This is a genomic window from Nocardiopsis halotolerans DSM 44410, from assembly GCF_000341065.1.
GTDB classification, from domain to species: Bacteria; Actinomycetota; Actinomycetes; order Streptosporangiales; family Streptosporangiaceae; genus Nocardiopsis; species Nocardiopsis halotolerans.
The window spans coordinates 24,860-46,848 of record NZ_ANAX01000105.1; the positions used below are offsets into that span (position 1 = coordinate 24,860).

The following is a 21,989-nucleotide window of genomic DNA, read 5'->3' on the forward strand; positions in this document are numbered from 1 at the left end:
TGTGCTGCACATCACAGGAGGAGCGGTGCGCATCGGTGAGCTGTCGCGGCGGACCGGGGTCAGTCCCCGCTCGCTGCGCTACTACGAGGAGCAGGGGCTGCTCGCCTCCGTCCGGACCCCCGGCGGGCACCGCGAGTACGGGGAGGACGCCCTCGAACGGGTCGACCGCATCCAGTGCCTGTTCGCCGCGGGACTCAACAGCGACACCGTGCGCGAACTCATGCCCTGCATGTACGCCCACGAACGCGGCGACCCGGCGCCCGACCTGCTGGACGGGCTCCGGGCCGAACGAGCGCGCGTCGACGCCGCCATCCGCCAGCTGGAGCGGACCAGGGACGCGCTGGACGTGGTGATCGGCAACGCCGCCTCCTGACGCCGGGTGCCGCGACGTTGACGGAAACCCAGGGTCCGGGTGGGGCGGTCGGCTCCGATCGGCGAGGTCAGGGGAGATCAGGGGCTCGTGAGGATGACGAGCCGCTGTGTCGCCCGGGTCATCGCGACATAGCGGTCGACCGCTCCCTCGATGCCCCCGCCGAACCTCTCCGGGTCGACGAGGACGACCAGGTCGAACTCCAGCCCCTTCGCCATCTCCGGGGTCAGCGACCGGACGCGGGAGGTCGCCCGGAACGCGGGGTCGCCGATGACGCAGGCGGTCCCCTCCGCGTTCTCGGCGAGCCAGGTGGCGAGGACCGTGTCCAGGTCCGCGACGGGTCCGTGGACGACGGGGACACCGCCGCTGCGGATGGATGTCGGCACGTTGGCGTCCGGGAGCGCGGCCCGGATGACCGGTTCGGCCTCCGCCATGACCTCCTCCGGCGTCCGGTAGTTGATGCTCAGGGAGGCCAGGGTGATCCGGTCGAACCCGACCCGTTCGAGCCGTTCCCGCCATGACTCCCCGAACCCGTGCCTGGCCTGGGCGCGGTCCCCCACGATGGTGAAGCTCCGGGACGGGCACCGGAGCAGCAGCATCTGCCACTCCGCGTCGGTCAGCTCCTGTGCCTCGTCCACGACGACGTGAGCGAACGGACCGGCGAGCGGGTCCCGTTCGGCGCCGGGCAGCGCGCTCTCGTCGACCAGGCTGTTGCGCAGGTCCCCTCCGTGCAGCATCGTCACCAGGCCCTCACCGTCGTCGTCGGCTTCGAGCAGGTTGTCGATGACGGCGGACATGCGCTCGCGTTCGGCCGCCTCGGCCGCCTCGTACCGCCGCCTGCGCCGTGACGCCTCCGGGTCGCCGAGCCGCCGGTGCGCCGCGTCCAGGAACGGCAGGTCGGACACCGTCCAGGCCTGGGGGTCCTCGCGCTGCAACGTCCGGACCTCGTCGACGTCGAGCCAGGGAGCGCACCTGCGCAGGTAGGCGGGTACCGACCACAGGTCTCCGACGAGGTCGGTCGCCTCGATCAGCGGCCACGCGCGGTACAGGGTCCTCATCAGCTCCGTGTCCCGTCGCAGCGACGCCCGGAGCATGTCGGGTGTGACGTCCTCGTCGTCATGCTTGTCCGCCAGGATCGCGACCAGTTCCTCCAGGATCTGGTCGCGTGCCTCGTTGTGCGGAACGCCCGGGTCCAGCGACGCGAACGCCTCGGCCCAGTCGTCGGGGCCCAGCCAGAGATCGAACCAGTCCGTCGTGACCGTCATCCCCCGAGTGGGCGGCTGTTCGTAGAACCTGACGGCCGGTTCGATCGCCTCCACCAGGTCCGCGGACGCCTTCAGACGGGCGACCTCGGGGTCGGCCTCGTCCACCGCCGCGGCCCCCTCGGGGACGAGGTCCCGCAGGGTGCGGGTCCGTACGCCCTCCTCCCCGAGACTGGGGAGGACGTCGGCGACGTAGGCCAGGTAGGGCTGGTGCGGACCGACGAACAGCACACCGCCCCGACGGTGGCCGAGACGCGAGTCGGAGTAGAGGAGGTGGGCGGTGCGGTGCAGGGCGACGACGGTCTTCCCCGTACCCGGGCCGCCGTCGACGACGAGCGCGCCGCCGGAGCCCGCGCGGATGACGGCGTCCTGGTCGGCCTGGATGGTGCCGAGCACGTCCCGCATGCGGGACGACCGGTTGGCGCCCAGGCTGGCGATGAAGGCGGACTGGTCGTCGAGCGCGGCGTGCCCCTCGAATCCGTCCGCGGTGAACACCTCGTCCCAGTAGTCGCTGATCCGGCCGCGGGTCCAGCGGTACCTGCGGCGGGGCCNGAAGAACGGTTCGGCCGCGGGCGAGCGCCAGTCGAGCAGCAGACGGCGCCCCTCGCCGTCGGTGAGGCCGGTCCGTCCGACGTACACGGGCTCGGCGCCGTCCTCACCGACGACGCGCCCCAGGCACAGGTCCAGGCCGAAACGGCGCAGGGTGCGCAGACGGGCGGCCATCTGGTGGATCTCCCTGTCCCGTTCCATGACCTCCCGGCCCGTGCCGCGGGGCGCCCTGCGCCTGGCGTCGAGGCGGTCGGACAGCTCGGTGATCGACTGTTCGAGGCTCTCCGTGATGGCCGCGAAGTGCCGCTCGTCGTCGGCGACCAGGGCCGGGTCGGCTTTGGGAGAGAGGTGTTCGGGAAGGTCAAAAGCGCTGGTGGCCTGCGGTTTCACGCCGTCTCCCCTGTGGTGGGTTCTGCTCACGATCGACGATTGTGCGGCATGACCCGGGTCTTGCCGCAAGCCCCGGGGTGCGCTATAAGTTAAGAGTGGCGGGGAGTGCCCGGAATCCTCCCCCGGCCGCCCGGAGCCGAGCGCGGGCGGCGGCCCCTCCCCCCGCGACCGTGGTGCCGCCCGACGTCCCCGAGGCGCGCGGGACGCGCTTCCGGCCCCTTCACCACCGAGCTCGGACCCACGCTTCCGGACGTCACTCGCCGTGCGCGCCCACATGTTCCCTATGACCGGTTACGCTCGCAGCAACAGCGACATCACAGCGAGAACCAGCACCGAGCGTGCGGCGAGGAGACGGCCGTGAACCCTGGCGGAATGGACATGCAGGCCCTGCTCCAGCAGGCCCAGCAGATGCAGCAGCAGCTCGTGGAGGCCCAGCAGGCACTGGAGGACGCCGAGGTCGAGGGCACCTCCGGCGGTGGCCTGGTCAAGGTCAAGCTGAGCGGACGCGGACAGGTCGAGGACATCACCGTCGACCCCCAGGCGGTCGACGCCGCGGACGCCGAGGAGAGCGCCCAGACCGTGGCGGACCTGGTCCTGGCGGCCATCCGTGACGCCGAGGCGCAGGTGGAGCGGCTCCAGCAGGAGAAGATGGGCCCGCTCGCCCAGGGCCTGGGCGGCGGTGGTATGCCGGGCATGCCCGGTCTTCCCGGCTTCTGAGCGGGGACCGGAAAGGTCGCCCGGCCCGGCCTCACGCGCCGTGACCTTGTACCCGTGGCGGGTCCCGACGTACCCGTGGCGGGTCCCGACCGCTCGACCCCGTCGTGGGTACGAGGTCAGCACGTCAGCACGGGCCAGGGTCCATCACGCCACGTCGGCGACGTTTCCGGTCACCTCAGCGGGGGCGCTCTCCGGGGCTGGTCCCGGGGGACCGGCCCCGGGTCCGTCCCCGGCCCGGCCCGTGTACGAGGCGGTCCGTCCCTCCGGATACGGTGGGGAGGAGGGGAGACGGACCGCCCCGAAGATCCGGTCCGACCTGGTGGGTAGGCGATGTACGAAGGCGCGGTGCAGAATCTGATCGACGAGCTCGGGCGGCTGCCCGGCGTCGGTCCGAAAAGCGCGCAACGCATCGCCTTCCACCTGCTGTCCGCCGAGCACGCGGACGTCAAACGCCTCGTCAACGCGCTTGTCGAGGTCAAGGAGAAGGTGCGCTTCTGCTCGGTCTGCGGCAACGTCGCCGAAGAGGACCAGTGCCGCATCTGCCGCGACGCCCGCCGCGACCCCGCGGTCATCTGCGTGGTCGAGGAGTCCAAGGACGTCGTGGCCATCGAGCGCACCCGCGAGTTCCGGGGCCGCTACCACGTCCTGGGCGGCGCCATCAGCCCCATCGAGGGCGTGGGCCCCGACGACCTGCGCATCAAGGAACTCATGACCCGCCTGGCCGACGGCCAGGTGACGGAGCTGATCCTGGCCACGGATCCCAACCTGGAGGGAGAGGCCACCGCGACCTACCTGGCGCGGCTGGTCAAACCCATGGGGTTGAAGGTCACCCGTCTGGCCAGTGGGCTGCCGGTGGGCGGCGACCTGGAGTACGCCGACGAGGTCACCCTCGGCCGCGCCTTCGAGGGTCGCCGCAGCCTGGAGTTCTAGCTCACACTCGCAGTCAATCGGAGTGAAACGCGAATAACCTCCGCCTGACGGGGTAAGCCCGAGCGCTGGTGTGTCAAGACGCCACGCCCTCCCGTCGCAGGTCGGACGGGGTCGACGAGGACGTCGCTGGCTACACTCCATTTCATTGTCTTGATCCCAACTCCTCAGGAGCATCGATCGTGGCCCTAATCGTGCAGAAGTACGGTGGGTCTTCCGTGGCCGACGCGGAAGCCATCAAGCGAGTAGCCCAAAGGATCGTGGCTCAGAAAAAGGCGGGACATGACGTCGTGGTCGTCGTCTCCGCGATGGGCGACACGACCGACGAACTGTTGGACCTGGCCGAGCAGGTCTCTCCGATGCCCCCGGCGCGCGAGCTCGACATGCTCGTCACCGCGGGTGAGCGCATGTCCATGGCACTCGTGGCGATGGCCATCGAGAACCTCGGTTACGAGGCACGCTCCTTCACCGGCTCCCAGGCCGGTGTCATCACCACGTCGTTGCACGGCAACGCCAAGATCATCGACGTGACGCCCGGACGTATCCAGGAGGCCGTCGGCGAGGGCGCGATCTGCATCGTCGCCGGTTTCCAGGGCGTCTCCCAGGACACCAAGGACATCACGTCCCTGGGCCGTGGCGGCTCCGACACCACCGCCGTCGCCCTCGCGGGCGCGCTCAACGCCGACGCCTGCGAGATCTACAGCGACGTGGACGGTGTGTTCACCGCCGACCCGCGCGTCGTTCCCACCGCGCGGCGCATCCCGCAGGTCTCCTACGAGGAGATGCTGGAGATGGCCGCCAGCGGTACCAAGATCCTGCACCTGCGCTGCGTCGAGTACGCGCGCCAGTACAACATCCCCCTGCACGTCCGCTCGTCGTTCAGCCAGAAGCCCGGCACGTGGATCGTTTCGGAAGTCGAGGAAAGCGAAGGCATGGAACAGCCCATCATCTCCGGGGTCTCCCACGACCGGAGCGAAGCCAAGATCACCGTCGTCGGCGTCCCCGACAAGGTCGGTGAGGCCGCGACGATCTTCAAGGCGCTCGCGGACGCCGAGATCAACATCGACATGATCGTGCAGAACGTGTCGGCGGTCTCCACCTCCCGCACCGACATCTCCTTCACCGTCCCCAAGGACTTCGGCAAGGAGGCGGTCGCCGCGCTGAAGAAGGTGCAGGACAAGGTCGGCTACGACTCCCTGCGCTACGACGACAAGATCGGCAAGGTCTCGCTGATCGGCGCGGGCATGCGCTCCTACCCGGGTGTCACCGCCCGCTTCTTCGACGCGATCGCCACCTCGGGCACCAACGTGGAGATGATCTCCACCTCGGAGATCCGCATCTCGGTGATCGTCGAGGAGGACCAGATCGACGCGGCCGTCCGCGCCGCCCACAGTGAGTTCAGGCTCGACGCCGACCAGGTCGAGGCTGTCGTGTACGGAGGTACCGGCCGATGAGTAACCGTCTTCCCACCCTGGCCATCGTCGGCGCCACCGGCGCCGTGGGCACCGTGATGCTGGACATCCTGACCCAGCGCGAGAACGTCTGGGGCGAGATCCGCCTCGTCGCCTCCCCGCGCAGCGCGGGCAAGGTCCTGAGCGTGCGCGGCGAGGACGTCGTGGTCCAGGCCCTGGCCCCCGAGGTCTTCGACGGCGTCGACGTCGCCATGTTCGACGTTCCGGACGAGGTGTCCAAGGAGTGGGCGCCGATCGCCGCCGCCCGCGGCGCGGTCGCCGTCGACAACTCCGGCGCGTTCCGCATGGACCCCGACGTCCCGCTCGTGGTGCCCGAGGTCAACGCGGACCAGGTCCGCAACCGCCCGCGCGGCATCATCAGCAACCCCAACTGCACCACCCTGTCGATGATCGTGGCGATCGGTGCCCTGCACCGCGCCCACGGCGTCACCGACCTGGTGGTCTCCTCCTACCAGGCCGCCTCCGGCGCCGGCCAGGAGGGCATCGACACCCTGCGCGACCAGATGGCCAAGGCCGGTGCCGACCGCAGCCTCGGCGAGAAGGCGGGCGACGTGCGCGCCGCCGTCGGCGAGCTGGGCCCGTTCCCGGCGCCGCTGGCCTACAACGTCGTGCCGTGGGCGGGTTCGCTCAAGGACGACGGCTGGTCCTCCGAGGAGCTGAAGGTCCGCAACGAGTCCCGCAAGATCCTGGGCCTGCCCGACCTGCGCGTCTCGGCCACCTGCGTCCGCGTCCCCGTGATCACCACCCACGCGCTGGTCGTCCACGCGACCTTCGCCGACGAGGTGACCGCCGACGCCGCCCGTCAGGTGCTCGGCTCCGCCGAGGGCGTCGTGGTCCAGGACGACCCGGCCAACGGCGAGTTCCCGACCCCGGCCGACGTCGTGGGCACCGACCCGACGTGGGTCGGCCGTGTCCGCCAGTCGCTGGACGACCCGAGGTCGCTGGACCTGTTCCTGTGCGGGGACAACCTGCGCAAGGGCGCCGCGCTGAACACCGCGCAGATCGCCGAGGTCGTGGCCAAGGAGTTCACCCAGGCCTGACCGCACGGGTTCTTCCGCCGGTCGTCGACCGGTGAGGGCGGTGGTCTCCTTCCTTCGTGGAGGAGGCCACCGCCCTTCTCGTGTCAGTACCGGCGCGGGTCGCCGGAGCGGCGGGGCCGGGCCAGTGTCAGTTTGTAGAGGAGTCGACACTGCTCGGCCGACCCGATGAGGTCGGAGGTCTCCACCGGCCGGTTGCCGCTGAAGTGGGTGCGCTCCACCACCAGCACGGGCACCCCCGGCGCCGAACCGAGCAGGGAGGCCTCGGAGTCGCGCAGGGCGCGTATGCCCACCTCCTCCACCACGCGGTCGACCGGGTGGCCCGCCGCGCTGAGCCGTTCGAGCAGTCCGGTGTTGGGGGCGCTGTCGAAGGGTGTGCGCAGGGTGCCCACGGTCAGGGCCGCGGGCTCCCAGGACCGGTGCAGGGTGATGGGCAGTTCCGAGGACAGCCCACGCGAGGTGGTGCGGTACACCGGGTCGCCCTCGCGCAGCCGGAGCCGGGAGCTCAGCGGCGGGGAGCACTGCTCCTGCTGGGTGCCGATCGCCTCACGGCTGAGCCGTCCCAGACCGGAGCCGGAGGAGGAGTCGGTCCGGCAGATCCGGAAGAGTTCGGGGACGGTGCGTACGTAGTACCCGGAGCCGGGGCGGGACTCGACCAGACCCTCGGTGACCAGGAGTCGGAGCGCGGTGCGGGAGATCTGCTCGCTGACGCGGTAGGAGCGGGCCAGCCGGGTCCGCGAGGGGAGTCGCGTGCCGGGTGGCAGCTCCCCGCTCAGGATCGGCTCGCGCAGCTGTTCGGCCAGCCAGAGGTACCTGGGTTGCCTGACCACGGTCACGGGGTCCCGGTCGTGGTGCCTTCCGTCGTCCGTTGGCCTCTGTGCCTCCCCGGCGGAACGGGGGTGGGGTGGTGTTCACGGATGCCGGTTCCGCCACCGTCTCCGGTGCGGACTCCGGTGGTGAGGAGGGGAGTGAACCTGCCAGATCGCCGAAGCTCGCCCATGGTTCCCAGTAAAGCAGCGGAAAAGGCCTGGTAGGGCGCGTTCCTGGAAAGTCGTTGCCCGTAGTCGATGGCGGGCCACGGTATCGGAACCCGGGCCGGAGGCCTCGGAAACGCCCGAAACCAGGAAATAGACGGGAGCTCGTACCTCAACGGTTACCCTGCGTAACAACAGGAGTGTGCCTTGCTGGGGGGAAACATGATCACGAGTCTCGCGGACACCGCGCGGACGGCAGCCACCTGGATGAGTGGGATCACCGCGATGGTCCTGTTGTTCGTCGTTCTGGCCCTGCTGGCGCTGACGCTCGCGGCGGTCGTCTCGGCGCTGGTCAACCGTGACACGACAGGGGGCGGCAAGTTGCTGTGGGTCATCTTCGTCCTCTGGTTTCCGCTGTTCGGGGCGATCGCCTGGTTCGTGGTGGGCAGGAGGGGACACCTCAACCGTTTCCTCGGCATCGACAAGGGCAGGGCGCGCCACACGATTCCGGTCAGCGTCGGCCAGCACAGTGACGCCGTTCCCCAGCGGAACGGCAGTCTGCGCCACGTCTGAACCCGCGGGGGAGCCCCGGAACCGGTCCCGGTTCCGGGGCTCCCCCGTGTCGGGGATCCCGTGGACGACCGCGACGACTCCGCCCACCCGGGTATCAACCCGGTGACGCACACCTGGAGGGGGACCGGGAGATGACCAAGCACGCCGACATCGCCCACGCCGTGGTGGACGAGGCGGGGACGACCCTCGCCGCCGAGGCCGGGATCAGGCTGGGGGGCAGGCCCGCCGCGCTGTGGCAGCTGCTGGTGCTGGTGAACCTGCTGTCCGCGCGCATCTCGGCGGAGATCGCGATCGCCGCCGCCAGGGAGCTCAACGAGGCGGGTGGCACGACCCCGGACGGGATGGCCTCGCTCAGCTGGCGGGACCGCGTGGACGCGCTGGGTCGGGGGCACTACGTGCGCTACGACGAGAGCACCGCCACCCGGCTGGGGGAGTGCGCCGACCGGGTGCGCGAGGAGTACAAGGGGGACCTGCGCAGGCTCGGAGAGCGCTCCGAGCACAGGGCCCACAGGGTGGAGTCGATGCTCCAGGAGTTCTCCGGTATCGGGCCGACGGGCGCCGTGATGTTCTGCCGCGAGGTCCAGGCGGTGTGGCCCTGGCTGCGGCCCTACACCGACAAGTACGTGCTGGGCGGAGCCAGGAAGGTCGGCCTGCCCAGGGACGGGGACAAGCTCGCCAGGCTCGTGGAGGGGGACGACATCGTGCACCTGGCGGCCGGGCTGGCCCGGATCGCACGCGACGGCGACCTCGCCGACCGCGTCCGCGAGAGGATCGGGTGAGGTCAGGGGCCGTCGCCGGGCGCCCCGATCCCCGTGTACCGGCCCGAGGCGTCGCGGCGCATGTGGAGCACGTCCACCACGGACGCGCGCGGGATCGGCCCGTAGACGTGCGGGAAGAGGACGCCGCGTCCCGCCTCTCCCGGAGGCGGGGCGGGCTCGGGCGCCTCCCAGCGCACCTCGCAGCCGACCGCGTCGGTGTCGATGACGAGGGCGACCATCTGCTCCGTGGCCTCGGCGTACAGCGCGTTCGCCACGGCCAGGAGGGTGGGCGCGTCCGGTGAGGCGTGCACGAACCCCTGGGTGTACAGGGACTCGGCCTCGACGTCACCGCCGGAGTTCCAGCGTCCGAGCTCGGTCATGTGCAGCACGAGGGGCATGCGGCCGACCGTACACCAGGGTTTGTCCACAGCCTGTGGACGGTGTGTCGCGGAGGTCCACACGTGAACCGGTCAGTGACGCCGCGTCAGGTGCGCGACGCACGCCCCGGTCAGGATCACCACGGACACCACGGCCAGGGCGGTGGTCACCGGATTGACCCAGACGGGGACGATGTCCACGGCCCCGCCGTACGCGGAGGGGCACACGGTGCTGAGGGGGAGGCCGCTGTGGAACACCGGGTATTCCTTGGAGCCCGCGTTGGACATGCAGGTGTCGTCCGGAAACAGGCCGGGGGAGTACTTCAGCCACGCGTAGCAGTAGAGGGCGAACGCGCTGGTGAGCACCACCAGGGCGAGGGGGATCAGCGACCGGGGCGCCACCACCTCCGTCCAGGGCCAGCCCCGCTTCGCGAGTTTGCCGACCCGTCTCAGGAGGAGGAAGACGGGGCCGAGGAACACGACTGACGCCAGCAGGCACAGGAGGAGAAGGAGCATGGAACATGGTCGCACGCCCGCCCGGGGGCGTGCGGGCCGAGTCGTCGGCGGCGGAGGTCGAACCCCCCGAGGAGCGGGTGGGGCCGTCGCCATGATGCCCGGCCGCCCCGGGAGAGCGTCCGTCCGGGCCGTGCCTTTGAGGGCGACGCCGACGGTGGCGGCGCCATGGGCACCGTTCCCCTGGGGTTCCGGCTGATGCTTCCCCGGTCTCGTCCGGTCCCCGAAAGGTGGGGGAGGGAGCCGTAGTGCGGATGGAATGAGGGGCTTCGTTTTCCTTGTGTATAGTTCGGAGATACGAAGTAAGGATTTCCGGGGGCGTCAGAGAGGATGTACGACCATGGCAACGGAAAGCGCCGGGTACCCGAAGCCCGGGTTCCGCTCCCCCTCGCCCTCGGGGTTCGTCTACGTCGGGTTGTCGGTGGACCCGCCGCACACGCCCCTGGTCAGGAGCAGCGCCGAGCGCGATGACGCGATCGGGGAGTGCCTGTCCACGGCCCGGCGGCTGTCGAGCCGCGACGACGTCCTCCGGGCCAGGGTTTTCGAGGCGGTACTCATACCGCCTCTGAAGGGTTCACCCCGCTTCGACGTGATGATGCTCGTGGAGACCGCCTCCCCCGAGCGCAACGGTGACGTCGTCGCCTCCGCGGGGTTCGACCAGCTGGGCGCCGACCTGGTCATGCCCGCCGACAACCCGGCGCGTATCGGCGATCCGGAGAGCCCCTCCACGGGGATCTACCTGTTCAACCACTTCACCGCCCCGGACGGGGACGCGGGGGTCCGCGTCTGGGAGGGACTGGCCGGTTGGTACACCGCCAAGACCGGTGTCGACAACTCGATCCCGCTGCGGTCGGTCGGCGACGAGCGCTTCGCCTTCGTCAACTACGCGCGGCTTCCCGGCGGAGCGGCGTCCTTCATGGTCAACCAGCTCGTCCGTCCGAGCTTCCACCGGTTCGTGCGCGGGCGGCTCAGGGCCAACGGCATGGTGGCGCTGCCGATCCTCTGCCGACCGGTCTGACCGGGCACCGCGAGCAGCGCGACTGGAGGGAGAGGGGCATGGCGTACGGAGAGGCGCGGCTGGTCATGGAGCAGACCCCGCGCGAGATCATCGAGTTCGTGCTAGACCTGCGCGAGTACCAGACAGAACCCGTCGGAGTCATCGACGCCCCGGTCGTGTCCGGCCGGGGCATCGTGCGGGCGGCTCAGGGGTTGGTCCTCACGGCGAGTCCGTAGTCGATGACGTGGTAGTCGTCGTCCGACCCGTCCTCCGAGGGGAACCCGACGTGGTCGGCCCAGTCGGTCAGCGACAGGTCCGCGGGAGAGGGGATCCCGAGTGCCTCGGCGGTCTCGATCACCATCATCGCCAGCCGCACCCCGTTGACATCGTCGTAGGGGTACCTCGGCGAGTGGTAGGCGATCTCCTGGCGCCGGTGGCGCTCCTCAGTGGACTTGGTCCAGCCCAGCTCCTCCGGCGTGGGGGTATCCGGGCCGAAGAGGTCGGCCACCGCGTCGTCCAGGCCGAGCTCCCCGTGTTCACCGAGCTCGAACTGGAAGACCCAGGGCCCGCCCTCACCCGGGATCAGACCGTGGAAGCCGAAGGAACGCGAGAGGCCCAGGGCGGTCAACTCGGCGGGCAGGGTACGCAGGGAGTCGGCCAGTGACCTGCCGTACCCCTTCCAGTCGGTGTGTCGGGTGATGCCGGCGAAGAACATACCGGAGTTGTCCCTGACCGGGCGGGTGCCGATGAACCCGCCCACGGTCCCGGCCCCGTGTTCGCGGTTGTACCAGAACCACCCCTCGGCGGGACCGTTGGGCAGAAGCGACAGCATGGGGCCCTCGGTGCCCGCCCGCAGTTCCAGGCTGTTCTCCCGTCCCCTCCACCGCATGAAGGGAGCGCCCCAGTGGGGGACGTCGTCGTGGAAGGAGGCGGTGGTGTCGTCGGCGCCGAGGACATGGGGCTGGACGAATTCTGCACGGAGGCTCTCGGCGACCTCCCCGAACGCCTCAACGTGTTCCCTGACCCCGCCCCGGACCTCCTTCGCGAGGAAGTGCAGACCCACGTACTCCTCCGTGGTCACATGGATCTCCATGAACTCGTTCGCAGGCCGCAGGCGGCCCTCGCCGAAGTCCTCCCCGGCGCGCAGAAGCGGCCCCCGCCCGCCGTCGACCCACTCCCAGCCCTCGCGGGTGGCCATCGCGCGCAGGTCCGCCTCGGTCCACTTCCCGGGGGAGAGGCGTCGAAGTCGGCGGGCGAGCCCCACGACGTCACTGACTGCCCGGGTTCCCTGGACCATGCTTCCTCCCACGTGTCGTTCGGACCGCACCGATCATGGCAGGTGCCGGTGACGGAACGGGATCGGCGCGCACCCGAACGAAACCACGGGTGTCCGGTCGAGTGTCCACAGCCTGTGGACGGAGGACCCGGAATCCGGACCCCGGTGCTTCGCCGCCATGTCGACTCGTCGGCATGGACATCTGTTCACTCGTCCACAGGTCGTGGAGGCGACATGTCGACGCCACCCCGGAAACGACGGGCGCCCCGACCGTTCCCGGCCGGGGCGCCCGTCACGTGTGCGGAGCGCGCGTCTCCCCTACAGGAGGATCCGCATCGGCTCCTCCAGGATCTCGGCGAGGTCCTTGAGGAACGCGGCGCCCACGGCGCCGTCCACCGCGCGGTGGTCCACCGACAGCTCCAGGGAGATCCGGTTGCGCGCGACGACCTCGCCGTCCACGACCACCGGCTCCTGGCGCATCGCGCCGACCGCGAGGATCGCCGCCTCCGGCGGGTTGATCACCGCGGAGAAGCTGTCCACGCCGAACATGCCCAGGTTGGACACGCTGAACGTGCCGCCGCTCATCTCCTGCGGCTTCAGCTTGCCGTCACGGGCCTTGCCCGCCAGCTCACGCGTGTTCGTGGAGATCTCCGACAGCGTCGCCTTGTCCGTGTCGTGCAGCACCGGCACCACCAGCCCGGCGTCCACGGCCACGGCCACGCCCACGTTGATCCGGTGGTGCTGGAGCAGCTTGTCGTCCACCCACGAGGTGTTCACCGCCGGGTGCAGCTTGAGCGCCGTCGCGCTCGCCTTGACGATCAGGTCGTTGAAGCTGACCTTCACGCCCGTGCTGGACAGCTGCTCGTTGATCTGCGCGCGGAAGGCCTTGAGGGCCTCGGCGTCGATCGTGCGGCGCAGGTAGAAGTGCGGCACCGTCTGCTTGCTCTCGGTCAGGCGGCGCGCGATCACCTTGCGCACGTTGCTGACCCTGAGCTCCTCGGAGTCGCGGCCGTCGTCGAAGGCGGGTGCGCTCACGGCCTTCTCGGCCGCGGGCTTGGCCTCCTCCTTGGCCCGTGCGGCGGGAGCGGCCTCCTCGACGCCCCTCTCCCGGGCGGCCTCGATGTCGGCGCGCACGATCCGGCCCTTGGGACCGGAGCCCTGGATCCTGTTGATGTCCAGGCCGTACTCCTTGGCCAGCCGCCTGGCCAGCGGGGAGGTGCGCGGACGCGGGGCCTCCTCGCCGCCGGGGGGCGGCGCGGGCGCCTCGGAGGGCTTCTCGGCCTCGGTCCCCCTGGCGGCCTCCTGGATCTCCTCGGCCTTCTCCGCCTGCTCCTCCTTGGCGGGCTCGGGCCCGGCCTCCGCACCGCCGTCGCCGGACTCCTCGGGCACCGCGTCCGGGGAGTCGGCGATCACACCGATGACCGCGCCGATCGGCACCGTCTCACCCTCGGAGACGGACTGCTTGACCAGGAAGCCGTCCTCGTAGGCCTCGTACTCCATGACGGCCTTGTCGGTCTCGATCTCGACCAGGACGTCACCGGAGGCGACCTTGTCGCCCACGTTCTTGACCCACGTGCTGATGACGCCTTCCTCCATGGTGTCGGAGAGGCGCGGCATCTGGATTTCGCTCATGCTGGGAATCTCCCTCTACCCGACCCGTTTGCCGACGGCGCTCAGGGTCTCCTTGATGGCGGTGCTGATCGACTCGACCGACGGCAGGGCCGCCGTTTCCAGCGGCTTGGCGTAGGGCATGGGCACCTCCGCCATCGCCACGCGGCGGACCGGGGCGTCCAGGTAGTCGAAGGCGCCCTCCTGGATCGAGGCGGCGATCTCCGCGCCGATCCCGTAGGTCAGCCAGTCGTCCTCGCAGATCACGGCGGCACCGGTCTTCCTGACCGAGTCCACGAAGGTCTGGCGGTCCAGCGGACGCAGGCTGCGCAGGTCCACGACCTCGACGTCGATGTCCTCCTCGGCCAGCTTCTCGGCGACCTGGTTCGCGACCATGGCCATCCGGGAGTAGCCGATGAGGGTGATGTCGCTGCCCTCGCGCGTGACCTTGGCCCGGCCGATCGTGGCGACGTTGTCGTTCGACGGCTCGGCGTAGTCGTCGGCGACCTCGCCCTTGGAGTTGTACAGCCCCAGGTTCTCCAGGAACAGGACCGGGTCGTCGTCGCGGATGGCCGCGCGCAGCATCTCCGACGCCTCGGCCGGGGTGCTGGGAGCGAGCACCTTCAGGCCGGGGATGAAGGAGTAGAACAGCTCGATGTTCTGCGAGTGCGTGGCACCGAGCTGCTGGCCGCCGCCACCGGGAGTGCGGATGACCATGGGCACGCTCGTCTGTCCGCCGAACATGCCGTAGATCTTGGCGGCGTGGTTGATGATCTGGTCGATGGCGATCAGCGAGAAGTTGATCGTCATCAGCTCGACGACCGGGCGCAGGCCCAGCATGGCCGCGCCGATGGCCGAACCGACGAAGCCCTCCTCGGCGATGGGCGTGTCCTTGACCCTGCGGGGGCCGAACTCCTTGAGCAGGCCCTCGGTGATCTTGTAGGAGCCCTCGAAGACGCCGATTTCCTCGCCCATGACGAGGACGTTCTCGTCGCGGACCATCTCGGCGCGAAGGGTGTCCCGCAGAGCCTGGCGGTAAGTGATCACAGACATGTGGGTTCCTTCCCTACTCCGCGAACACCGGGTCGGCGGGCATGCGGGTGGACTCGTTGGGCACCGGGGTGGCGTAGGTGTAGTCGAAGAGCGTGGAGACCTCCGGCTGCGGGCTGTTCTCGGCGAACTCCGCGGCCTCGGCGACCTCGGCCTTGACGGAGGCGGCGATCTCGTCGCGCAGCTCGTCGGTGAGGATGCCCTCCTCGCTGAGCTTGGCGCCGAACAGGACGATCGGGTCGTTCTCCTCCGAACGCGCCTCGGTCTTCTGCTCGTCGGTGCGGTACTTGGCCGGGTCGACCACCGAGTGGCCCTTCATCCGGTAGCTCCACGCCTCCAGCAGGAACGGGGTCTGCTCCTCGCGGGCGCGCTCGATCAGCCTGGACGCGGTGTCGCGGACCGCGAGCACGTCGCGGCCGTCCACGCGCTCACCCTCGATACGGAAGGCGGCGCCGCGCTTGTACAGGTCCGGCTCGGCGGAGGACATCTCGACCGTGGTACCCATGCCGGTGAAGTTGTTGACCACCACGAAGACGATCGGCAGGTTCCACAGCTTGGCGATGTTGAGGGACTCGTGCCAGGCGCCGATGTTGGTGGTGCCGTCGCCCATCTGGCACATGACGACCTCGTCGCCGCCGCGGTAGGAGATGGCCAGCGCGGCACCGGTGGCCAGCGGCAGCTGACCGCCCACGATGCCGTAGCCGCCGAGCATGCGGGTCGCGGTGTCGTACATGTGCATGGAGCCGCCCCAGCCCTTGGACACGCCGTCGACGCGTCCGTAGAGCTCGGCCATGACCCGCTTGGGGTCCATGCCCTTGCCGATCGCGTACCCGTGGTCACGGTAGTTCGTGAACAGGTAGTCGCGCTCCTGGAGGGCGGTCATGAGGCCGACGACGGTGGCCTCCTCACCGAGGTTGAGGTGGCAGTAACCGCCGATCCGCGCCTGGGTGTAGGCCTGCGCGGTGCGCTCCTCGAACCGCCGGACGAACATCATCTGGCGGTAGTAGTCGAGCAGGGTCTCGGGCTTCTCGTTGGCGATGCCGGGGGAGGTGTCCTTACGACCGCGACGCCGGGTCCCTGAGGACCTGGCGGTGCGGCCCTTCGGCTTGGCCGTGTCAGCCATGGTGTGCCTTTCTACGTGCGAGAAGGCCTGTCGCCCCGGTCTGTGGACCGGGGAACCAGGCGCGCCGTGATCCCGCTGTCGGGCGTGATCGCGGCGTGCGTCCCCGCCGGGCTCATACGGCGGTGGCGCTCTGTGGCTGTTGCGGGGTGCGTTCCGGGGGAGTGTGGCTCGTCCTCCCTGGACGCAGGGCGCTGGTGGGGTCTCGTGTGCAGTTGTCCGCCGGACCCCTGACCGCATTGCTTCCCGGTCTGCACCTGCCTAAGCATGCGTGGTCCGACGCGGATGGTGCCGGTCACGCGGATTCGTCCACCGGCCGGATGAACGACTCCACGCGCCCGGGAGGGGCCGCGCGTGTGTGACGTGCGTCGCGCACACTCTACGGTCTGATCGATGATCGATCAATACAACTGTACGTCAGGGACTCCCGACCAGGCACGACGGGGCAGAGGGGCGCGACGTTCCGCGAGCGGGGCGCCGCGTACCGGACCAGGCCGGTCGGGTCGTCACCGTGGGCGGGGCCGCGGAGGGGCGGTGTGACCGCGAAGGAGCGGGATCGGAGCGGACGCCGGCACGGGACCCTGACGGCGAACGGATCGGGGCCGGTGTCAGCGCGTGACCCCGTGCGACTTCATCGCCGCCTCCACGTAGTTGAGTACGTGGTCGCTGAGCATCTGTCCCACGGAGGGGTCGCCCTCACGGAAGGCGCGCGTGATCTGGGCGTGGTCGGCGGCCTTGGCGTGCAGCTCCATGTTCAGCCAGCGCACCGACAGCGCGGTCCACACCTCCACGCCCAGCGACTCCCAGGTGTGCAGCAGCACGCTGTTGTCGGCGGCGCACACGATCTCGCGGTGGAACTCCACGCTGTGCCGGATCTGCTCGGACACGTCGCCCCGCGCGGTCGCTTCCTGGAGCGCCTCCACCTCCCGCTCCAACCGGGAGGGGTCGGCGGCCAGCCGGGGCGCGGCCAGCTGCGCCGCGACCAGTTCCAGACCGGCGCGCACGGGGTAGATCTCGGCCATGTCCTGAACCCCGAAGGCCCGTACCCGTGCGCCCTTGTTCGGGACGGTCTCGATCAGGCGCAGACCCTCCAGCTCGCGCAGCGCCTCGCGCACCGGGGCCTGGCTCACCTTCAGCTCCGTGGCGACGCGGCGCTCCACGATCCGCTCGCCGGGCTGCCAGCGCCCGGACAGCAGGCCCTCGACCAGTACCTGCCGGATCTGCTCCCTGAGCGGCTCACGGGCCAGCTTCGAGGGATCATCCGGCAGCTGTGGCAGGTCGACCATCCAGGGCCCTTCCGTCTCACGGCCAGCGCACGGCTCGTGTGCTGGCCGGTGCGCTCGGCGTCGTACAAGCTCCTTGAAGAGTGCCACACACCCGCGGGTCAACCGGACAGCAGGCCTCGAACCGCTAACGGAAGGCTCACGAACAGGTCGCATGGCGGTGAACCGGCGCCGTCCAGCACCGGGGCTTCCGGCAAAGTCCGAGGTGGTGGCAGGCGTACGTGTGCCACCACACCAACAACACGGGTAGGGGTCCAGGTAGGCTCATCTGTCGGCAATATTCACACAAAGCTGCGCGGAGCGTGACACACGTAACGACGAGGAGTTCGATCAGGACGCCCTGACCTGCGCCGATCATCACTGGGCCACCGCGCCCAGCGCAAAGTAGACGCCACTGTCGACCCCCTTGTTCCTCGGACACCGATCCTGCCCAGCGGCCGGTTCACGACACAGCGAACCAGTCCCAAGGAACGGCCGTCGAACGGAGTGGGCGGAAGATACCGATCCATCCGCCACGTCCACCCCGAGTCGGCCCTGAGGACGTCAGATCAGTCCCAGCAACCGCGGCTAGCCGTCCCCCACGCTTCACAAGTGCCACAGGCAAGCCCACGACGTGTGAGACAGCACTGAGCACATGACGCACTCTTCGAGGACCCGACAACATCCACGGGCCAGGCAGTTGACCACACCACACGACAGGAAAGAGCGGACGGCCCCGCTCGCGGGTCCGTACAGCGGACCGATCCCCGTGGTGCGTACCGCTCCGTACGCCCCCGGGCGCCCCGTCGTGCGCGCGGTCAGATGGCCCAGTGTGAGCGAGATCGCGTGGGGAATCGCCTCGGACCGCCTCGCCATCATGCTGGCCGTGGCGCTGATCGTCATGACCATGCTGGCCGCGGGCCCGCTGCATCCGGTCGACAACTTCCTGAACGAGCTTCCCCGGCCCTACTGGGACGTGCTCCGGGACCCGATGATCCTCTGGCCGGACACGGTCGCCTCCCGTGCGGTCGCGCTGCCGGTCCTGGGCGCCACCGCGCTCCAGCTCGCCTACTGGCACCGCAGTTGGCGTCCGATCGTGCTGGGCGCGGTCGGGGTCGTGGGAATGATGTCCCTGGTGGCGGTGATGAAGCTGGCGATCAGCCGGGGGCACGCCAAGGACTTCGATCCGGACTTCTTCATGGGCCCGGGCAACGTGGCCTTTCCCTCGGGACACGGGGCGAACGCGATCCTCATCTACGGTCTGGTGCTGTTCCTGATCATCCGGTTCGCGGCGGCCCGACCACACGTCATCCGGCGCTTGGGGTACTGCATCGTCGGTATCGCCCTGCTCCAGTCCTGCGTCTCGATCTACCTGCACTTCCACTGGTTCACGGATCTGGTGGCGGGGATGGTCGCGGGGGGGTTCGCGCTGCGGGTGACCATCCGACTGGACCGGATGATCCCGTCCGGACGCACCAAGGAGTGGTGGCCCTGGTACGGCGCGAAGGACCGCGAGCTCCCCGCGAGGGACTGAGCCGCCCCGAGATCTCCTCCACGGCGCCCGTCGGACCCCGGTCCGGCGGGCGTCTCGCGTGTGCGGTGCCCGCGCGTCCGATGTCCGCGGGATCGTGGATGTCGATTTCCCGGCGTGTCGATATGTCGACATGTCGACCGGGAGGGATGCTGGTGAACCGCGGGACGGAGCCCGCCGGGGGAGCCGTTGGGCCCTCCGTGGTCAGCGTCCGCTCTCCACCAGTTCCCGCATGAGGGCCAGACGTTGGAGGAACATCCGGTCCATCACGAACCTTAGTACAGTTCGGTCCACAAGGGGACCCAGGAGGCTGGCGAATTCCACCCGATCGGTGTACGCGGTTCCGGTCCCGTCCGGCGCGACCGAGTGGGTGTGCCGGAAGTACCGGAACATCCCCCGCAACTGGAGGTCGGTGAAGTGCTCGCCGTCCTCGAAGGAGTCGATGACACCGACCCAGCGCACGGGGAGCACACCGGCCAGGCGCCAGCGCAGCACCATCGTCTCCCCCTCGGCGAACCCCTGTTCCGGCCAGCTCAGAACCCGCACCCCGTCGGGCATGGAACCCTCCAGGCCCTCCCGGCTCGTGCAGAACGCGAACACCCGGCCCGGCGGCGCGTCGAAGTACGCCGTGTAGACCGCCGTGCTCGTGGCACGGGGCCGCTCGGTGGTGTGCGGGCCGCTCAGGAACCCGCGTTCGTCGATCTCGTGTCCGGCCATGGCCCCTCCCCGTCGGGTGGGGCTGTGCCTACCCGCCAGGCGCGCGGGGTATCCGGACGCGGAAGCCCGGGAGAGCGTTTCCCACGGTGCCGGACCCGGGAACATCCAGAGCGTCGTGGAGTCCCTCTGGTAGCGGGAGGGACGTGGCGACAGGCCACCGTCCCGATCGGATACGGGACGGTGGCCACCTCGCTACTCCCCTGAGGTTTCACGTGAAACCTCTTCGCAGGTCGGCGGAGGACGGGGGCGTCAGCCGAAGAGGTCCTCGGGACGCTCCACCCTGGCGGAGCGCCGCGTCCACCTCTCCGGGGTCTCCAGGTCGGTGCGGGCCTCGACGCGCTGGCGCACCTTGGCGGGAACGGTGGATCCGCGGGCGTCGAGGAACAGCGGGACACTGTTCGCGGCTTCCTCGGCACGGCCTTCCTCACGGCCCATGCCGACGTACTCGCGGGCGAAGTCGCTCTGCCACTCATGGGCGTCCACGGCCGTCAAGCCCTCCGGCGCGCGGTCAGCGGGTGAGGGGTGTCCCCACCCGTGCCCGTTCCAGGCTGGACGGCACCGGTGGCTCCAGGCACGCACCCATCGCCCGGTGCCACCGGTTCCCCCGCAGCCGGGGCTCCAGAGCGGCCACCGTCGCCCCGTACTTGGTGAACCGCGCCTCCCGGAACCCGTGCTCGTGCAGCCTCCGCTCCGTCGGGGTGAGCCCGCCGCGCGTCTTGACCTCCAGCAGCACCATGTCCGGCCGCATCCGCACCGACCAACCGCACCGGTACCCGACCAGGGCGGTGTCCACCGTCACCCGCTCCTCGCCGCCGAAGGCCACCACGGTGGTGCGCCGGTAGTCGGTCACCGCGCTCGCCTCCAGTACGTCCGGCGCCTCCACGCCGTAGGAGAGCAGGGTGTCGTCCAGGAACCTCCGGGCCTCGGGGGTCATCCGGTCCGGTGGCCCCGCGTAGGAGATCCGCGTCTTGTCGGTGATCCCGCGAGCGCCCTTGAGCTTGATCTCGAACATGCGCGTGTCCGTGTCCACGTACGTGCGCGTCCTGGCCTTGAAGCGCACCCGCCGCCCCTGCCGGTGGTCCTGGAAGGTCCGCAGGCCGGGGGTGTCCAGGTAGGTCGACGAGTACCGGAACTCCCGCCGTCCGTCGATCGTCAGCACTCCGAACCGCTCCCCGGCGCCCGCGAACAGCGGGTTCAGCAGCTCGGCGGGCACCAGGTACTTGCGACAGGTCCGGGTCACCAGCGCGGCGCGCTCGTTGATCTCGGCGAGCGACATCGGGCGCAGCGCCGCCAGAGCCGGTGGGGGTGCGTCCACGGGAGCGGGAGTGTCCACGGGTCCGAGGGTTTCCACGGTCACGGAGGCCTCCACGGGTGCGGGGCTGTTCACGGGAGCGAGGACGGCGGTGCTCATCGTCCGCCCATCCAGCCCATCAGCGGGGCGGAACCCCGCCCGTGCGGAGCGGACACCGGCCGGGGCACCCGGAACCGCACGTCCACGACCATCAGGTCACGCACGTAGTCGACCTCGGTGACCTCGATCCTCCCCACCCGGGCACGCAGTCGCGCCTCCAGGTCCTGGCGCAGCGCCACGGGGTCCTCGTGCACCACGTCCAGGGTGAGCAGGCGCCGCTCGTGCCGCGAGAGCAGACGCGGGTGGTCGGCCACGTACAGCCCGGAGAGCAGCAGCACGTTGAGGCCCAGCAGCACCCACGGCACCGAGGCGGCCACCGCGTTGACCAGCCCCAGGGCGATCGCCGTGAAGTAGTACCCGATCTCTCCCTGGCTGATCAGGTCGGAACGCAGCCGCAGGATCGACAGCACACCGAACAGTCCGAAACCGACCGCCAGACCGACCTCCTGGTTGGTCAGCATGGACACCACGGCGAAGATGCCGGTGTTGAGCGCCACGTAGGCGAGCAGGAGGTCGCGCCGTCCGTGGCGGCGGAAGTAGATGGCGTACGAGAGGAGCGTGATCGCGGTCGTGTTGACCGCCAGGGCGAACCAGAACATGGTGACCATCCTGCGGACGTGCGGTGAGGAACCCGTGAGGCCCGGATGAGGGAACCCTCATCTTCGTCATACGGCGGTCACGGACCACGAACGCGGGAGGGGCGGGGGCTTCACCGACACCCCCGCCCCGTGGTCACCGGAGCCGTCCCCGGCCGCCCGGGACCCTCCGTCGGGTCCCGGCACCACCCGGATCCTCCGTGTCACCCGGTCAACCGGTATCCCATGCCCCGCACGGTCACGATCCGCTCCGCGCCCACCTTGCGGCGCAGCGCCCGCACGAACACGTCCACCACGTTCGACCCCGGGTCGTAGTCGTAGCCCCACACGTGCGACAGCATCTGCTGCCGGGTCAGCACCTGGCCCGGGTGCCGCATCAGCAGTTCCAGCAGCGAGAACTCGCGCGCGGTCAGATCCACGGACGCCTCCTCCACCGCGACCCGCCGCGTGCGCAGGTCCAGGGCCAGGCCGCCCGCGCGCAGCACCGTCAGCTCGGCGGGGC

The 21,989-nt window shown here is 70.0% G+C and carries 24 protein-coding genes; 10 read left to right on the plus strand and 14 right to left on the minus strand.

The genetic code is table 11. The features are described 5' to 3' along the window. The first annotated feature begins 25 nt into the window (after positions 1 to 25). On the plus strand, positions 26 to 373 hold the full coding sequence (locus tag D455_RS0108450) for a MerR family transcriptional regulator (protein WP_017570305.1): 348 nt from the start codon (positions 26 to 28) through the stop codon (positions 371 to 373). A gap of 77 nt (positions 374 to 450) precedes the next feature. Here D455_RS0108450 and helR read toward each other — a convergent pair whose 3' ends face one another. Further along, entirely contained in the window at positions 451 to 2,571 is a 2,121-nt protein-coding gene (gene helR, locus D455_RS0108455; protein ID WP_017570306.1) for an RNA polymerase recycling motor ATPase HelR, read from the minus strand. Between the two features lie 372 nt (positions 2,572 to 2,943). Between helR and D455_RS0108460 the strand changes: the two genes are divergently transcribed. From D455_RS0108460 to D455_RS0108475, 4 genes are all read left to right on the plus strand, one after another. Next, on the plus strand, positions 2,944 to 3,288 hold the full coding sequence (locus tag D455_RS0108460; protein WP_017570307.1) for a YbaB/EbfC family nucleoid-associated protein: 345 nt from the start codon (positions 2,944 to 2,946) through the stop codon (positions 3,286 to 3,288). Positions 3,289 to 3,618: 330 nt separating this feature from the next. Beyond that, entirely contained in the window at positions 3,619 to 4,218 is a 600-nt protein-coding gene (gene recR, locus D455_RS0108465) for a recombination mediator RecR (RefSeq protein ID WP_017570308.1), read from the plus strand. A 179-nt stretch (positions 4,219 to 4,397) separates the two neighbouring features. Further along, a complete protein-coding gene (locus D455_RS0108470) occupies positions 4,398 to 5,669 on the plus strand; it encodes an aspartate kinase (RefSeq protein ID WP_083922180.1) in 1,272 nt (423 codons plus the stop codon). After that, positions 5,666 to 6,727 (plus strand): aspartate-semialdehyde dehydrogenase, encoded by a 1,062-nt coding sequence (locus tag D455_RS0108475; RefSeq protein ID WP_017570310.1) that lies wholly within the window; start codon positions 5,666 to 5,668, stop codon positions 6,725 to 6,727. Before D455_RS0108470 ends, D455_RS0108475 begins: the two co-directional genes overlap by 4 nt. Positions 6,728 to 6,810: 83 nt before the next feature. Here the strand turns inward: D455_RS0108475 and D455_RS0108480 are convergent, their stop codons facing one another. Beyond that, positions 6,811 to 7,554 (minus strand): GntR family transcriptional regulator, encoded by a 744-nt coding sequence (locus tag D455_RS0108480; RefSeq protein ID WP_026122440.1) that lies wholly within the window; start codon positions 7,552 to 7,554, stop codon positions 6,811 to 6,813. Between the two features lie 366 nt (positions 7,555 to 7,920). Here D455_RS0108480 and D455_RS0108485 point away from each other — a divergent pair, with 366 nt between their 5' ends. Together D455_RS0108485 and D455_RS0108490 are read left to right on the plus strand one after the other, a co-directional pair. After that, the gene (locus D455_RS0108485) at positions 7,921 to 8,271 is read left to right on the plus strand and encodes a PLD nuclease N-terminal domain-containing protein (protein WP_026122441.1); all 351 of its coding nucleotides are present in this window, start codon (positions 7,921 to 7,923) and stop codon (positions 8,269 to 8,271) included. 131 nt (positions 8,272 to 8,402) lie between these two features. Further along, complete coding sequence (locus D455_RS0108490) at positions 8,403 to 9,050, plus strand: hypothetical protein (RefSeq protein WP_017570313.1); 648 nt, start codon at positions 8,403 to 8,405, stop codon at positions 9,048 to 9,050. Positions 9,051 to 9,052: 2 nt separating this feature from the next. On the opposite strand, the gene D455_RS0108495 is transcribed toward D455_RS0108490, so the two are convergent. Both D455_RS0108495 and D455_RS0108500 read right to left on the minus strand, forming a co-directional pair. Further along, on the minus strand, positions 9,053 to 9,427 hold the full coding sequence (locus D455_RS0108495; protein ID WP_017570314.1) for a DUF952 domain-containing protein: 375 nt from the start codon (positions 9,425 to 9,427) through the stop codon (positions 9,053 to 9,055). Between the two features lie 72 nt (positions 9,428 to 9,499). Then, entirely contained in the window at positions 9,500 to 9,922 is a 423-nt protein-coding gene (locus tag D455_RS0108500; RefSeq protein ID WP_017570315.1) for a hypothetical protein, read from the minus strand. Between the two features lie 337 nt (positions 9,923 to 10,259). Here D455_RS0108500 and D455_RS0108505 point away from each other — a divergent pair, with 337 nt between their 5' ends. After that, positions 10,260 to 10,937, plus strand: coding sequence for a hypothetical protein (locus tag D455_RS0108505; RefSeq protein WP_017570316.1), 678 nt, complete (start codon positions 10,260 to 10,262; stop codon positions 10,935 to 10,937). 38 nt (positions 10,938 to 10,975) lie between these two features. Further along, positions 10,976 to 11,152 (plus strand): hypothetical protein, encoded by a 177-nt coding sequence (locus D455_RS34135; protein WP_017570317.1) that lies wholly within the window; start codon positions 10,976 to 10,978, stop codon positions 11,150 to 11,152. On the opposite strand, the gene D455_RS0108515 is transcribed toward D455_RS34135, so the two are convergent. The 5 genes from D455_RS0108515 to D455_RS0108535 form a co-directional block, all read right to left on the minus strand. Next, positions 11,122 to 12,213, minus strand: a complete 1,092-nt coding sequence (locus tag D455_RS0108515) for a hypothetical protein (protein ID WP_017570318.1) — start codon at positions 12,211 to 12,213, stop codon at positions 11,122 to 11,124. The two genes, D455_RS34135 and D455_RS0108515, sit on opposite strands and share 31 nt — an antisense overlap. A 297-nt stretch (positions 12,214 to 12,510) precedes the next feature. After that, complete coding sequence (locus D455_RS0108520; protein WP_017570319.1) at positions 12,511 to 13,824, minus strand: dihydrolipoamide acetyltransferase family protein; 1,314 nt, start codon at positions 13,822 to 13,824, stop codon at positions 12,511 to 12,513. Between the two features lie 15 nt (positions 13,825 to 13,839). Further along, positions 13,840 to 14,853: an alpha-ketoacid dehydrogenase subunit beta gene (locus D455_RS0108525; RefSeq protein ID WP_026122443.1), complete on the minus strand. Its 1,014-nt coding sequence runs from the start codon at positions 14,851 to 14,853 to the stop codon at positions 13,840 to 13,842. Positions 14,854 to 14,866: 13 nt separating this feature from the next. Beyond that, on the minus strand, positions 14,867 to 15,973 hold the full coding sequence (gene pdhA, locus D455_RS0108530; protein WP_017570321.1) for a pyruvate dehydrogenase (acetyl-transferring) E1 component subunit alpha: 1,107 nt from the start codon (positions 15,971 to 15,973) through the stop codon (positions 14,867 to 14,869). Positions 15,974 to 16,578: 605 nt separating this feature from the next. Next, positions 16,579 to 17,256: a GntR family transcriptional regulator gene (locus D455_RS0108535; protein ID WP_017570322.1), complete on the minus strand. Its 678-nt coding sequence runs from the start codon at positions 17,254 to 17,256 to the stop codon at positions 16,579 to 16,581. Between the two features lie 745 nt (positions 17,257 to 18,001). Between D455_RS0108535 and D455_RS0108540 the strand changes: the two genes are divergently transcribed. Further along, a complete protein-coding gene (locus tag D455_RS0108540; protein ID WP_017570323.1) occupies positions 18,002 to 18,766 on the plus strand; it encodes a phosphatase PAP2 family protein in 765 nt (254 codons plus the stop codon). A 201-nt stretch (positions 18,767 to 18,967) separates the two neighbouring features. Here D455_RS0108540 and D455_RS0108545 read toward each other — a convergent pair whose 3' ends face one another. The 5 genes from D455_RS0108545 to D455_RS0108565 all read right to left on the minus strand — a co-directional run. Further along, positions 18,968 to 19,480: an SRPBCC family protein gene (locus D455_RS0108545; RefSeq protein WP_017570324.1), complete on the minus strand. Its 513-nt coding sequence runs from the start codon at positions 19,478 to 19,480 to the stop codon at positions 18,968 to 18,970. A 249-nt stretch (positions 19,481 to 19,729) separates the two neighbouring features. Beyond that, on the minus strand, positions 19,730 to 19,963 hold the full coding sequence (locus D455_RS0108550) for a hypothetical protein (protein WP_017570325.1): 234 nt from the start codon (positions 19,961 to 19,963) through the stop codon (positions 19,730 to 19,732). A gap of 25 nt (positions 19,964 to 19,988) precedes the next feature. Then, positions 19,989 to 20,891: a polyphosphate polymerase domain-containing protein gene (locus D455_RS0108555; protein WP_017570326.1), complete on the minus strand. Its 903-nt coding sequence runs from the start codon at positions 20,889 to 20,891 to the stop codon at positions 19,989 to 19,991. Continuing rightward, positions 20,888 to 21,490 carry a DUF4956 domain-containing protein gene (locus D455_RS0108560; RefSeq protein WP_017570327.1) on the minus strand — a complete coding sequence of 201 codons (603 nt, stop codon included), beginning with the start codon at positions 21,488 to 21,490 and terminating at the stop codon, positions 20,888 to 20,890. The genes D455_RS0108555 and D455_RS0108560 overlap by 4 nt, the downstream gene beginning before the upstream one ends. A 200-nt stretch (positions 21,491 to 21,690) precedes the next feature. Next, a partial coding sequence (locus D455_RS0108565; RefSeq protein WP_017570328.1) for a winged helix-turn-helix domain-containing protein occupies positions 21,691 to 21,989 on the minus strand: 299 nt, incomplete at its 5' end.

What these genes read in the sequence shown, in the direction of transcription:
- D455_RS0108460 (WP_017570307.1), top strand. Translation starts at nt 2,944, where the DNA reads ATGGACATGCAGGCCCTGCTCCAGCAGGCCCAGCAGATGCAGCAGCAG.
- recR (WP_017570308.1), top strand. Translation starts at nt 3,619, where the DNA reads ATGTACGAAGGCGCGGTGCAGAATCTGATCGACGAGCTCGGGCGGCTG.
- D455_RS0108475 (WP_017570310.1), top strand. Translation starts at nt 5,666, where the DNA reads ATGAGTAACCGTCTTCCCACCCTGGCCATCGTCGGCGCCACCGGCGCC.
- D455_RS0108485 (WP_026122441.1), top strand. Translation starts at nt 7,921, where the DNA reads ATGATCACGAGTCTCGCGGACACCGCGCGGACGGCAGCCACCTGGATG.
- D455_RS0108490 (WP_017570313.1), top strand. Translation starts at nt 8,403, where the DNA reads ATGACCAAGCACGCCGACATCGCCCACGCCGTGGTGGACGAGGCGGGG.
- D455_RS0108495 (WP_017570314.1), bottom strand. Translation starts at nt 9,427, where the DNA reads ATGCCCCTCGTGCTGCACATGACCGAGCTCGGACGCTGGAACTCCGGC.
- D455_RS0108500 (WP_017570315.1), bottom strand. Translation starts at nt 9,922, where the DNA reads ATGCTCCTTCTCCTCCTGTGCCTGCTGGCGTCAGTCGTGTTCCTCGGC.
- D455_RS0108505 (WP_017570316.1), top strand. Translation starts at nt 10,260, where the DNA reads ATGGCAACGGAAAGCGCCGGGTACCCGAAGCCCGGGTTCCGCTCCCCC.
- D455_RS34135 (WP_017570317.1), top strand. Translation starts at nt 10,976, where the DNA reads ATGGCGTACGGAGAGGCGCGGCTGGTCATGGAGCAGACCCCGCGCGAG.
- D455_RS0108515 (WP_017570318.1), bottom strand. Translation starts at nt 12,213, where the DNA reads ATGGTCCAGGGAACCCGGGCAGTCAGTGACGTCGTGGGGCTCGCCCGC.
- D455_RS0108520 (WP_017570319.1), bottom strand. Translation starts at nt 13,824, where the DNA reads ATGAGCGAAATCCAGATGCCGCGCCTCTCCGACACCATGGAGGAAGGC.
- D455_RS0108525 (WP_026122443.1), bottom strand. Translation starts at nt 14,853, where the DNA reads ATGTCTGTGATCACTTACCGCCAGGCTCTGCGGGACACCCTTCGCGCC.
- pdhA (WP_017570321.1), bottom strand. Translation starts at nt 15,973, where the DNA reads ATGGCTGACACGGCCAAGCCGAAGGGCCGCACCGCCAGGTCCTCAGGG.
- D455_RS0108535 (WP_017570322.1), bottom strand. Translation starts at nt 17,256, where the DNA reads ATGGTCGACCTGCCACAGCTGCCGGATGATCCCTCGAAGCTGGCCCGT.
- D455_RS0108545 (WP_017570324.1), bottom strand. Translation starts at nt 19,480, where the DNA reads ATGGCCGGACACGAGATCGACGAACGCGGGTTCCTGAGCGGCCCGCAC.
- D455_RS0108555 (WP_017570326.1), bottom strand. Translation starts at nt 20,891, where the DNA reads ATGAGCACCGCCGTCCTCGCTCCCGTGAACAGCCCCGCACCCGTGGAG.
- D455_RS0108560 (WP_017570327.1), bottom strand. Translation starts at nt 21,490, where the DNA reads ATGTTCTGGTTCGCCCTGGCGGTCAACACGACCGCGATCACGCTCCTC.